Below are 13601 nucleotides of genomic sequence, written 5' to 3' on the forward strand. Positions count from 1 at the left end.
TCACGGTCCGTCTCCCGGCGTCTGCTGGCAGGCCACGTCCGCCACGCAGTCCCAGTCTTCGCAGTCGACGGCGCCGTCGCCGTCCTCGTCCGCGCCACCAGTACAGAGTCCCAGCTCGTCCTGCTTCCAGATGCCCAGCGTGTAGGTTCCGGACTGGCTGGTGCCATAGCCGTCCACGATGACGGCGATGGCCTGGCGTGCCCGCAGCTCCACCCACACCTGCGACAGGCCTCCGGAGCCGAAGTTGTCGTTGCAGGCGAGCTGGGGGCCGCCACACGTGAGGTCCCTCACATGGAGCACCGTGTCGTAGCTGGCCTGGGTCGTCTCGACCCGGTAGTACCCCGCCGCGGGCGCCACCCACTCGTAGACCCGGTCGGGTGAGCGCGCCTGGCTGCCGCAGGTGGCGGTGAAGTTGTTGGGCTGGCCCGCCGTGCTCCCCGCGACGCTGGCCGGCAGGGCCCTGGGAATCAGCCCCGAGGCAGGCGTGGAGCAGAACGCTTCGTTGCCCCCTTCCTCCGCCGAGCAGCCCGTGTCCGCCGGCCAGTCGGCGTGGCCATCGCCGTCGTCGTCCAGGCCGTTCCCACACACCGGCAGCTCGTGGGTGTTGCTCGCGGCCTGGCAGTGCGGGTCGGCCGGGAAGTCCGTCAGCCCATCGCCGTCATCGTCCACGCCATTCGAGCAGGCTGGCGGCGTCGCCGGGTCCGTCTCGTCGTCGTCATCCGCGGAGTCACAGCCCGGCTCAGCCGGGTAGTCCACCCGCCCGTCCCCATCGTTGTCGTAGCCGTCCCCGCAGCGGTTCGGCGCGCACCGGACCTCTTCGCCGAGCTGCCGGCAGTTCTGCCCCGGCGAGCACGTGAACCAGGGCTGCGCCAGGTCGCAGGTGGCATTCGGTTCGAGCTGCCCGGAGAGCTGGAGCGTGGTGTCCGACGCTCCGCTCAGCAGCAGGAAGTAGTTGCGCGCAGAGAGATAGGACAGCTCGAGCTGATTGTCCCCGTACGTCACCCAGTTGTTCTCGAAGCCGCAAATCTCACGCAGCATGAGCATGGCCCCGGGAGCCGAGACCTGGAAGCTCCCCGGTCCCGGCATGCGGATGCCGAAGACGCGATCCGGGCCACAGCACACCGGCGCGTCGTCCCTCGAGGTGGACAGCGGCACCTCCGACGAGGCCGCGGTGGGCTTCAGCGGATCCGCACAGCTCTCGCCTTCGCCGTTCTCCGTCTGGCCCGCGGCGCTCGCACAGCCCGGGTCCTCCGCGTAGTCCGCGAAACCGTCGCCGTCGTCATCGAGGCCATTCCCGCACGCGGGGGCGACCCCCGGGTCGGTCTCGTCCACATCCTCGGGAGACTCGCAGCCCGGGTCCTCGGGGTAGTCCGTGCGGCCATCGCCGTCGCCGTCCAGCCCGTCCTGGCAGGCCTCCCTCAGGCAGCGCGTCTCCTCGCCCACCGTCCGGCACGTCGTCCCCGTGTCGCAGGCGAACCAGGGCCGGGCCGGGTCGCACGTCGAGCCCTGGTAGAGCACGCCGCCCACCTTGAGCACCGCGTCCTCCGCGCCGTTGACGACCACGTAGTACGTGCCCCTGCCCACCCACGACGACACACTGCCGGGGTACGGCGTGGGGCCGGTGCCACCGTCCGAACCGCCATCGGTGCCACCGTCCGAACCGCCATCGGTGCCACCGTCCGAACCGCCATCGGTGCCACCGTCCGTGCCGCCGTCGCCTCCGCCGCCCTGGCTGACTCCGTTCGAACCGCAGTTCATGTACCAGTTCGAGTGGCAGGTGCTTCGGAGCTCCACGGTGGCGTAGGTCGCCTCCACGTCGAGGCGCCCGTCGCCCGGCATCCGGATGCCGAAGACGCGGTCCGGATTCGCGGTGCCGCAGGAGAGCGTCTCCTCGTCCGTGGCGTCTGCCAGCGACACGTAGGTCGTCTCGCCCACCCACTCGGCCGGACTGGCGCAGCTCTCACCGTCGCCGTTGCTCTCGTACTGCCCCGCCGCGGAGCCGCAGCCCGGGTCCTCCGGCCAGTCGAAGTAGCCGTCGCCGTCATCATCCACGCCGTTGGAGCACTCGGGCAATTCGGGACCGACGTCCTCGCTGTCGTCACCCGGGCTGGAGCAGCCGGGGTCATTCGGGAAGTCCGCGCGGCCGTCCTCGTTGTTGTCCCAGCCGTCCTGGCACGCCGCCACCCTGCAGCGCATCTCTCCGTCCGTCGGGAGGCACGTGCTCGAGGGGCCGCACCGGAACCACGGCTGGGCCGGGTCGCAGATGGAGCCCTCGTTCAGCTGCCCCTCCACGCGCAGCGTCGCGTCGCGCGGGCCGCTGACCACGAGGTGGTAGACGCCCGGCGTGAAGCTGCGCCAGATGGAGCCCGGAGAACCCTCGTTCGGGTTCTCGGGAATCCACGCGGAGGAGCACGACAGCTCCTCGCCGGACGCGCCGCAGCCGCTGCGCAGCGCCAGGTGGGCGTTCGCGGCGCTGAACTGGAAGGAGCCCTCGCCAGGCATCCGGAAGGCCACCAGCCGGTCGGGGAGGTTCCCCGACGTGCACGACAGGTGGGCGTCGGAGCTCGCACCCGCCAGCGGCACGTGCGTCACCACTCCGGTCAGCTCGGCCGGAGCGGCGCACGTCTCTCCATCGCCGCTCTCGGCCGAGGACGCCGCGCTCGCGCAGCCCGGGTCCGCCGGGTAGTCCGAGCGACCATCGGCGTCGTCATCCACGCCGTTGGCGCAGGCCGGCGCCACCGGCGGGTCCTCCTCGCTCGTGTCGGCGGGCGACTCGCAGCCGGGCTCCTCGGGGTGGTCGATGCGGCCATCGCCATCGTTGTCGAGGCCATCGCTGCACTCCCGAGCGCTGCACCGGTGGACGCCCTCCTCCGCCGGCACGCAGGCGCCCTGGCCACAGACGAAGACCGGCGAGGAAGGCTCGCACTTCGCGCCAAGGCCCAGGCGCGCGCTGGTGAGCACGATTGTCTGTTCGCCCGAGTAGTACCAGTTGCGCAGGAACAGGCGGGCGTTCGCGGACAGCGGGCCCACCGTCAGCGTGCCGGACGAGCACAGCTGCTGCGGCTGGTCACACCCATCCCGCACGCTCACGAAGTCCTGGGAGTAGAACGTGAGCTGCTCCACGGGGCCGTCGAAGGGCAGCGCGACCCACTGGCCGCGCGTGCCCCACCCGCATTCCTGGGGTGCGTCGGAGGCGTCACCGATCGGCAGCCACGTCTCTCCCAGCTTCAGCGGCATCGGCACGTCACACGTCGAGCCCGTGCCCGCCGGCAGCACCTCCACATTCCACGCGTCCGAGGCGCCCGCACCCGCGCGGTCCATGACCTCCAGCGACAGCACCGCCGGCCCCGTCGCCACCGGGGTGAAGGTGGCATACGCCTGCCAGTCCCCGTTCTCGACACGCGGCGCCACGGGCACGCCCGACAGCTGGAACTCGGACCAAGCCAGCGGCATCCGCTCGTCCTGCACCGTGCCCTGCACCGACACCGGGCGTCCCGCCACCAGGTAGTCCAGCCGCGACAGCGCCACCGTGGGCGGCTGGTTGGCGTGGAGGGTGTAGGTCCACGTCGCCATGGACTCCGCGTTCAGCGCGTCCGCCGCCGTCGCGGTGAAGACCAGCTGCGCGCCCTCCGGCATGGTGACGTTGGCGCACCGCCGGACGCAGTGTTGGAACCAGCAGGATTCGGGCTCGGTCTCCAGCAGCGTGCCCCCCAGGCGCAGCTCCAGCCGCGACACCCCGGCCGCATCCGACGCCGTGGCGCAGAGTCGCTCCGGATATCCGCTGACGAGCTCGTAGACCGTGGGCTCGACGAAGACCTCCGGCGGCGCGTTGGGCATCAGCGCCACCGTCCGCGTCTGACGCGTCTCACTGCCCCGGCTGTCACGCGCGATGGCGGTGAAGACCACCTCCGTCGCCACGCTGCGCAGCGGCAGGGTGTAGGTCGTCTCCAGCCAGCCGTCACTGGTCGAGACGACCTCCACCCCATTGGCCAGCAGGCGCAGCGAGGTCAGGTCCCCGTTGTTGTCATACCCCTGCACCGACACCTGGACGACGTCGCCCTCACGCGCGCTGCTGGGGGGCCGCGACTCGTCCCAGAAGGCGACCTCGGGCGGGTCCCCGTCTGCGCGAATGTCGTACGTCTGCGTCGTGTGGATGGAGCGACCCGCGGGGTCCGTCACCACCAGCGACAGGGTGAGCATCTCCCCGAGGCGCGACTCGGGCAGCTCGAAGCAGTGGGACACGTACGACGTCGAGTAGTTCTGGGACAGGTTCTCCGTGGAGGCCACCTCCCCGCCATCCACTCGCAGGGACAGCGTGTAGGGGCCGTTGGGGTAGTAGTAGGCACCGGTGACGCAGTTGACGTACGGCCGCACCCGCACCGCATCCGGGAGCCCCCACGGCAGGTCATGGAACTCCGGGGGCACGGAGAGGGTGATGGGAACGGACGCGGAGGCCGTGCGGCCCGCCCCGTCGACGAGCTCGACGTGGAGGGTGCCCGACTCCGTGCTCGCCACCAGCGGCAGCGTGACGGACTGGAGGGGGTAGCTGTCGCCGGGCGTGACGCGCTGCTCGCCCAGCACGCGGTCGCCGTACCGCACCGTCCACCGGGCCGGAGCCACGGCGTTCTCCAGCGACACCTGCACCTCGGTCCGCGCGCCCGAGGGCAGCGTCCAGCTGGGCCCGGGGTGGGCGATGGCGATGGAGGGAGCCGCACCCTCGAACGGCGCCACGCGGACGCGCACGGGGCGCGACAGGGCGACAGTGCCGTTGCCAGCACGCGCCCGGAGCTGGACCTGCCACTCGCTCCCCGGGCTGACGCCCACGGGCACCGGGAGGATGGCGCGCGAGTCCTCGTCGTCGAGCGGCCCCATCTCCTGGCCGTTCAGCAGCAGCTCCACCGAGTCCACGGACGCGCCGGAGGTGACGCCCGCGAGGTGGAAGGCGCCATTCGCACGCACCTCGAAGCCGTCCGCCGGCGCCACGATGCTCACCGTCGGCACCGCCGCCGTGGCGGGCAGCGGGAAGCGCAGCACGCCGTTGAAGGCGTCCGCCACCACCACGTCGCCACCACTGATGACCGCATCGTCCGCGCGGTCCGCCGGGAAGGTGGCCACGTGCACGGGCGCGTCCGCGTCGGTGACGTCGAAGAGCTGCACGCCACCGCTCGCCTCGCTCAGCACCGCGAGCCGGCCGTGGAGCCGCGCCCGCACCACCGGCCCCGCTGTTGTCACCTGCACCCGGGCCACGGCCTCGGCGCCGTCCACCTGCCAGGTGGTGAAGCCCTGGGCATTGCCCGTCACCAGCAGGCCGCCCTCCAGCGCCACCGCGTTCGCGGCCGTTCCCACGAAGGTCGCCAGCCGGCGCAGCTCACCGGAGGACTCCACGCCCACCAGGCTCCAGCCACCCGCGCCGTGCGCCACAGCCGCGCGGCGCTCGTCACCCGACACGTCCACCGCGCCACCCGCCATCAGGAGCGACGCGCGCGCCTCGGAGCCGGGCAGCGTGGCGGTGGACACCCGGCCGCCTCCCAGTGCCCACAGCCTGCGCGAGGCGACGTGGAAGCGCGTCAGCGCGCCGAGCTGGTCGAGGTACACGTTGTTGCCGGAGTTGGACGCGTACGCGAGCGAGCCGTCGGGCTGCTCATACGCCTCCCGCAGCGACGTCCCCGTGAGGAAGTAGACGGTCCGCCCCACGCGCTCCACCTGCCGCGCGTCGGTGATGTTCACATTGCTGGCGCGCGACAGGAACCGCCCGGGCAGGGACAGCTCGAGGTTCGCGAGCCCCGCGGTGCCCGCGGCGGCCAGGACACCTCCGCGGTACGCCGTCAGCCCCATGGGCGGCGACGCCAGCGGCTGCGTCGCGGTGGCCACCTGCGCCACCTCGGCCGGAGGCACCGGCATGCGGCGCAACTCCACGCCCGCCGGGGTGGCTACCAGCATCACCCCACCGGAGAGGAGCAGGTCGGTGCCGTCCAGCGGCTCCGACGCCACCACGGCCGCGTTGTGCTGCTCGCGCACATCCACCACGCGCAGCCGGCCGTCCGTGCCCAGCACGTAGACGCGGCCATCCACCATCCGCATCGCCCGGCCCGGCGCGGGCAGGCTCAGCGTCGCCTCGAGGTCGAGGTTCGCGTTGTAGAGGCGCAGCCCGGCGTCCGCGAGCACCACCACGCCGGTGTCGCGCTCGGCCAGCAACGTCGCCGTATTGCCCAGCCACTGACTGCGCGTCTCGTACGCGCCGGTGGGCTGGCTCGGGGGGCGGTAGTGCGTGAGGAGCCAGCCGCCATCCTGGTAGACGATGCCATCCACGTGCGCGGACAGCACCCGGCCCTGGTAGCCGTTGAGCAGGGCCACGGACGGACGGGACGGGTCGTCCACGTTGATGACGTACAGGTAGCCGTGCGTCGCGTGCGTTGCATAGACGCGCCCGGCGTAGGACGCCAGCCGGCCCAGGTCTCCGCTCGCGTGCCCCACCTTCACGGGGTTGGCCGGCGTCGAGACGTCGATGACGTCCACGCCCGCCGCGCCGTAGGCCAGCAGCACCACGCGCCCCGAGACCGCCATGGACAGCGGACGGCGGGCCGCGGAGTACGTCCCCACGTGGGTGAGCGAGGGCGTCGCGCCCCGGCCCAGCATGCCCACCGCGAAGCCCGTCGCGGTGCGGGCGTACACCGTGTCCCCGCCCACCGCGAGCTGCTCCGCGCCGACGAATGCTCCCGCCACCAGCGTCCCGGCGGAAGGCGCCGCCGGAGCCAGCACCGTCCAGCTCCGCTGCTGCGTCCGGACATTGCCCGCGCCGTCGGTCGCCGTCGCCACCAGGCGCAGCTCCGTCCCGGCCGGCGTGGACTCGGGGACCCGGTAGCGCAGCACCACGCCGCCCGTGGCCACCTCGACCCCGTTGCGCAGCAGTGACTGCGTCACGCGCGGCGTTCCCGCCGTGTCCGTCACCGTGGCCGTGGAGCTCAGCCACGAGCCCGCGGCGATGCGGTCGAACCCGGCGGGCTCCAGCACGAGCGACAGCGTGGGCTCGGTCAGGTCGTCCACCACCAGCAGGGACAGGCCCACGGGCGCCGACTCGCGGCCCCGCGCGTCCACCGCCACCGCCTCCACCATCACGCTCCGGGAGCCCACGCCCCGAGGCATCCACAGCGACGCCGAGTAGGGCGCCACTGCCACGCGCTGCTGCTCCACGCCGTCCACCCGGAAGCGCACCTCGCGCACGGCAGACGGCGACGTGGTCGCGAGCACCGCCACGCGCGAGCCCTCCAGGATGGGGCCCGTGCCCTGGCGCTCCACGGAGGAAACGACGGGTGCGGAGCCCGCGTCGTCGCGGATCCACACCTGCGCCTGCACCGCCGCGCCACGACGGCCCTGCGCATCCACCGCCACCGCCGTCACGGTGACCTGCGTGTCCGCGCTCACGGAGGGCGCACGCAGCACACCGGCCCAGGCGGGCGCGGTGAAGGCGACGGGTGCCTGCCCTTCCAACGTCACCTCCACGGAGGCCACGCGCGCCGGGTCCACGGCCACCGGACGCACCGCCAGCGCCGTGCCCTCCAGCACTTCGGAGGGCAGCTCCAGCGCCAGCAGCGCCGGGCCCGCGCCGTCATCCGTCAGCGTCACCGTCCGCTGCGCCAGTCCCACGTTGCCGGCCAGGTCCCGCACCCGCAGCGTCACCTGCGCGGAGGCGCCCGTCAGCGGCAGGTCCACCGAGGCGGGCAGCGCATCGTCCAGCACCTCCACCACGCGGCCATCCACCAGCAACTCGGCCGTGTACGCGTTGAGCGGCTCGGCCTCATCCACCACCGAGGCCACCAGCGCCAGCCGCGCGCCCGGAGCCGCCGTCGCGGGCAGCTCCAGCGAGACGAGCGGAACGCCCGGCCCACGCCCCAGGCCCAGCCGTGACAGCTCCAGGCCCCTCGCCGCGAACACCGTGCCCGCCGCCGCCACCGCGCGGCCCTTCACCGCCGGGAACACACCCGCCGAGCGCGGCGTCTCCCGCGCATCCATCACCGTCAGCCCGGCGTCGCTCCCCACCATCAGCCACGGGCCCACCGCCTGGACGGACACCGCCGCCGGCGACAGCTCCCGCGCCTCGCCCGGCGTCAGCACGGTGCCGGCCAGCGTGAAGCAGCGCAGCTCCGCGCCCGCCGCGCACACCCGGTCCGCGCCAGGCGCCGTCACCGCCACCGCGCCCGTCGCCTCGGCCGAGGCCACCACGCGCGGCGCCGGAGGCACCGACAGGTCCACCACCACCACGCGGCCACCCACCACCGCGTACGCCGTGTCACCCCGGGTAGCGAGCGCGGCCACCGGGCCCAGCGTCAGGCGCGCGGCCAGCGCACCCTCGCGCGAGCGCACCTCCAGGCCCTCATCGGAGCCGACCACCACACCGCCCCGGAAGCCCGCCACGGCGACGGGCACGCGGCGCAGGGCCACCCGAGCCACGGGCGACAAGTCGGACGCGGAGAGCAACTCCAGCGCGCCCTCCCCTTCGACGCTCAGCGCCACGGCCACGCGGTCCGCCGCGAAGGCCACGGCGATGGGCGAGCCCTCCAGCGCCCTCCTCGGCCCGGCGGCGGCATCCAGGCGGTCATACAGCTCCACCGCGCCACGACCGCCACCGTTGCTCCGCAGCACCGCCAGTCGCTCACCCTGGAGCGCCAGGTCCACCGCCGGCTCCACGCCGGACAGCGTGTGGAGCGTCGGGGCTCCGCTCGCGAAGAGGGCCAGCGTCCCGCTCAGCTCGGCGGACGCGGTGCCACCCAGGCCGGAGGCCAGCGCGGCCAGGCGCACCTGTGCGCCCTCCGGACTCGTCGGAAGCACGAAGTCCCCGGCGGGCGTGGCGGGCAGGGCCACGCCACCCATGTGCAGCTGGTACGTGGTGAGCGTCGCATCGGTGGCGGCCACTCGCGCCGTCACCGTCGAGCCGCCCACGAACACCGGTCCCTCCGGCGACGCCGTCACCGACACCGTCGGCGCGGGCAGGCCGCTGTCCACGACGTGGACCTGCCGCCGTGACACGGGGCCCTGCTGTCCCGACGCGTCCTCCGCGACGGCGCTCAGCTGCGCGTAGCCGCCCTCCACGCCCACCGAGGGCGCGGTGAAGGTGTGGCTCCACGGCTCGCCCGTGAGCACCACTTCCTGGCCGTCGAGCGACAGGCGCACGCGGTGCGCACCGCCCCGGCTCGCGACCACGAGGCTCACCGGCAGCGCGGCGCCCTCGGTGTACGTCTCGCCCGAGCCCGGGGCGGCGAAGCTCACACGTGGCACGTCCGCGGGCTCCACCGTGAGCGTCCGCGTGGCCGTGCCGGTGTTTCCGCGCGCATCCCTGGCGCGGACCGACACGACGACCTGCCGGCTCTGCGTCACCGTCGGCGCGCTCCAGCGCAGCACCCACGGCGACAACGTCATCGGCTCCTGCTCCACGCCATCCACCGTGAAGACCACGGAGCGCACGGGGTTGTAGTCCGCCGCGTCCACCGCCAGCATCACGCTGCTTCCGGACACCACCCGCACGTCCGCCTGGGGCGACGTGAAGGCCACCTGCGGCGCGGTGACGTCCGGCGTCACCGTGAGCGTCACGGGCGCGGAGACACCCGGCAGTTTGCCCTCGTCCATGGCCAGCGCGGTGAGCACGCGGTCCACCGGCGCCGAGCCCACGGGCGCCATGCGCAGCTGATGCGTCAGCGTGGCGCTCGCGGTATTGAGGCCGGTGACGCGCTTCTCGGACTGGCCGTCCAGCCGCAGCTCCAGGCTGCTCAGGCGGGTGTTGTCCGTCGCGGAGATGGTGACGCTCAGCGGCGCGCCTTCCTCCAGGGTCAGGTGCGCCGTGGCCGGCACGGTGATGGACACCGCGGGCGGCACGTCGTTCACCACCTGCACCGTCACCGCGTACTCCGTCATGTTGCCCGCGGAGTCCTCCGCCACGGCGACCAGCCGCGACGTGTCCCCGGCCCGTGCCAGCGGCCACTGGTACGTGAAGCCGTTGCCCGAGCTCGGAACCGGGACACCGTCCACCGTGAGGGTGAGGGCGCGCAGGCTCCGCGAGTCGTCCTCCGCCGTCACGTCGAACACGTGGTCCACCTGCACGGTGAAGAGGTCGCCCGTCTCCACCGGCCGTCCCGACACGCGCCGCACCAGGCTCACCGACGGCGGCACCGTGTCCACCGTGCGGAAGGTCCGCTGCGCCGCCGAGCTGGAGGGCAGCGCGTTGCCGCCCACGTCGGTGATGCCCACCACGGAGAGGCGGTAGGACGTCGTGGGCGGCAGCGGCGACGAGGGCACCAGCGTGAGGCCGAGGCCATCCGCGTCCACCGTCACCGTGGAGGCCTCCGTCACGCCCGTGGCCGTCCGCTCGAGCCGCGCCAGCGTGGCGCTCTCCGGAGCGATGGGCTCGTTGAAGCGCACCGCGAACACGCTGTCGAGCGGCACGTTGCTCCCGCCCTGCGCCACCTCCACCGGCTGCCACGACACCACCGCCGGAGGCTCCGTGTCCGCGCGCCTCACGGCGTGGGTCAGCACCACCGGGGCGGTGCCGGGCTGCGACAGCGTCACCGTCACGTAGCCCGCCGCGCCGGCCGGCACCCGGAACGACAGCGCCGTGTCGCTGGTCGCCGCCGAGGGCACCGTCACTCCGTCCACCTCGACGGTGATGCCGCGCGTGAAGCCGGTACCGGTGAGGGACACCCAGCCGCCCTCCAGCGGGAGGCGCGACGGAGACAGGCCGGTCACCTGGAGCGGCGCCACGTAGACGAAGCCCCCCGGCACCTGGAGCCGCTCACCCGCCCCCGTGCGCAGCTCGACGGTGACGGGGCCGGCCACCTGCACGGCCGGCGCGCGCACGCGCAGCAGCGTGGCGGTGGGGGCCTGCTGAAGCGGCGCGGGCCGCCCGCCGAACGTGACTTCGGACACGGCCTGGAGGTTGGCGCCGGTGAGGTCCACCAGCAGGTCTCCGCCGGGCCCACCATGGTCCGGAGTGATTGCATCCACCCGCATCAGGGTGTCCGCCACACCGCCCACCAGCGGGAAGCGCCACGGAGCGCGCAGTCCGCCGCCCACGGCCGACGTCGCGGCCAGGGACACCTGGGCCGTGTACACCGTACCGGCCTCGAGCTCGAACGACGGCGTGAAGCCCACCGTGAAGCCCGTGTTGGAGGGTGTACCCGCCACCGACGTGGAGCCCTGCCACAGCGCCAGCGTGCTGCTGGTGGCCAGGGCCTGCGGCAGCAGCGGCGACACCGCGACGGACACGGTGCCCCCCGGAGGCAGCGCCCCGCCCGACACCGGCGTGGAGCCCACCGTCACCGGATACGGCAGGTGGAACAGGCGCAGCTCCGACGGGCTGGACACGGCCGCGACGCCCGCGGCCACCAGCACCCGCTGCCCCGAGGACGGCAGCACCGGCGCCCACGTGCGCTCCACCATGCCGTCCGTGGTGTCCACCCACGACAGCCGCTCGTCTCCGCCCAGCCACGCCCACGGGCCGGACAGCGACACCGCGAGCAGGTCATTGCTGGTGCTGGCGGACGCGAAGCTGCCCACCACCACCGGGGCGTGCGGCTCCGTCGCGTCCACCAGGCGAGCCTGGTGGCCCAGGCCCAGCAGCAGTCGGTTGCCCTCGGTCGCCAGCGACCAGGCGCCGTCCGGCAGCCCGTCCACCTCGCCCAGCAGCGTCAGCGCCGCGTCGTCGAAGCTGCGCAGCTCCAGCCGCGTCGTGGACCCCGCGTCCACCAGGACGGCCAGCGCCCCGCGGATGCGCTCCATCGCGCGGATGTTGCCGCCCGACAGGTACGCGCGGGCCACCACCTGGAACGCACCCTCGACCTGGCCGAGCAGCGTCACCTCGTTGCCGCCGCCGATGGCCACATAGGCCGAGCCCGGCGTCGCGACGATGGAGGAGGGCACCACGTCACCGGGAGACAGCGCAATCCGCTCCTGCTCGCGCAGCTCGCACGGCAGGCGAGGCGCGGAGCCGCAGGCGCCCACCTCGTATCGCACCAGCACGCCCGCACCCGCCAGGTAGGCCACGTCCCCGCTGACGGCCAGCGCCGTGGCGTACGGCACGCCCGGCACGTCGCCCAGCCGGTCCGGGCTCTCCGGAATGGACAGGTCCACCGCCACCAGCCGGCCGTTGTCCGCCATCAGCAGCGCGGAGCCCACCCGGGCCAGCGCCTCGGCTCCCTGGCCGTACGTCACCAGCGGCTGCAGGGTGAAGGTGAAGCCTCCTGCCCGCACCGCGCTCACCGGACCGCCCGGCGCCGGGGTGGAGACGCGCACGTCCACCGGGCCCGTGATGTTGCCCGGCACCCCCACCCGCAGCTCCTCCGCCGACAGCAACTCCACGCTGGCCGCCGGCACGCCGCCGAACGTCACCTGCGAGCCACCGAAGAGGCCCTGCCCGCGCACCGTGACGAGCTCTCCGCTGTTGAACGGAGCCGACTCCGGCGTCAGCGAGGTGATGGCCGGAGGCGACAGGTAGCGGTACGCGCCCAGGCGAAGGGCGGACAGGCCGCCCACGTTCACCACCTCCACGGAGACGGGACCGGCGGTGCCCGGAGGCACCTGCACGGTGATGGAGCGCCCGTCCGCGGCCACCGACGTCACCAGGGCCGGCGTGCCGCCGAAGGCCACGGTGCACCCGGCCACGAAGTGCTCGCCCCGGACGGTGACGGTGTCGCCACCCGCCTCCAGGCCGAAGGCCGGCTCCACGCGGGAAACCACGGGACGCTCCGCGCTCGCCGAGGTGGCCGTGCGGAAGCGGACGTCCACGTCCACGCCCAGCTTGCCGCCCTCCAGGTTGGCCAGGTCCTGGCCGATGCGCAGCCGGTGCGCCGTCGACGTGGCCAGCGGCGCGTACGGCTCCAGCACCACGTCCGCGCCCTCCGTCGTGGCCATCACCCGCCGCGACACCGCCACCGGCGTGTTCGCGCCGTCATCCCGCGTCAGCGTGATGGCGTCCGCCGTGTTGAGGTCCGGCAGCTCCGACAGGTGCACGCGCACGGGCTCGCCCGGCGCCACGGTGTCGCCGTCGGCGGGCGTGGTGCCCACCAGCTCCAGGTGGTCCAGCGCCACGGCGGCCAGCGTGCCCGCCAGCGTGCCGACCTGGTCCGAGGCCTGCTCCAGCGGCAGCTCCACCGACCGGCCATTCACGTCCAGCAGCAGCGTGCCCACCAGGAGGTAGTTGTCGGCGAAGGCCAGCGTCCGCGCATCGCCCACCACCTGGGCGCGCTCCAGCGCGTACGGCGGCAGGCCCACCGGCACCGCGAAGCGCTGCACCTTGCCGCCACCCGCCGCCACGTAGGCCACGCCGCCGGACACCCACGTCTGCTCCGCGGACATCCACGTGCGCCCCTGCGCATCCGTCAGCACCAGCTGGCCGGCCGGGGCGGGATTCGCCGGGTCCACCAGCTCCACCACCGCCACCTGCTTCGCCCGGCCCAGCGACGCGTAGGCGCGCGTGCCGCTCGCCGTGAGGTGCAGCGCGGGCGCGGACAGCGGGAAGGTGCCCACCTGCGGCAGCCCTCCCTTGCGCGCGTCCAGCACGTGCAGCTTCGGCGCGCTCTCGTTGCCGTCCGCCACCAATAGATATGGCCCCCAGG

1 protein-coding gene (cut by a window edge) is annotated in these 13601 nt (G+C 73.8%); it reads right to left on the reverse strand.

The window, feature by feature from the left end; all coding sequences use genetic code 11:
* Nucleotides 1–13601 carry the final stretch of an Ig-like domain-containing protein gene (locus ACX9TP_RS28200; protein WP_482973726.1) on the reverse strand. 18427 nt of this gene lie beyond the right edge of the window, so only the last 13601 of its 32028 coding nucleotides appear in the window; its start codon lies off the right edge, out of view — the gene reads right to left on this strand; it ends in the stop codon at nucleotides 1–3.

It is taken from the genome of Pyxidicoccus sp. M15 (genome assembly GCF_056858435.1).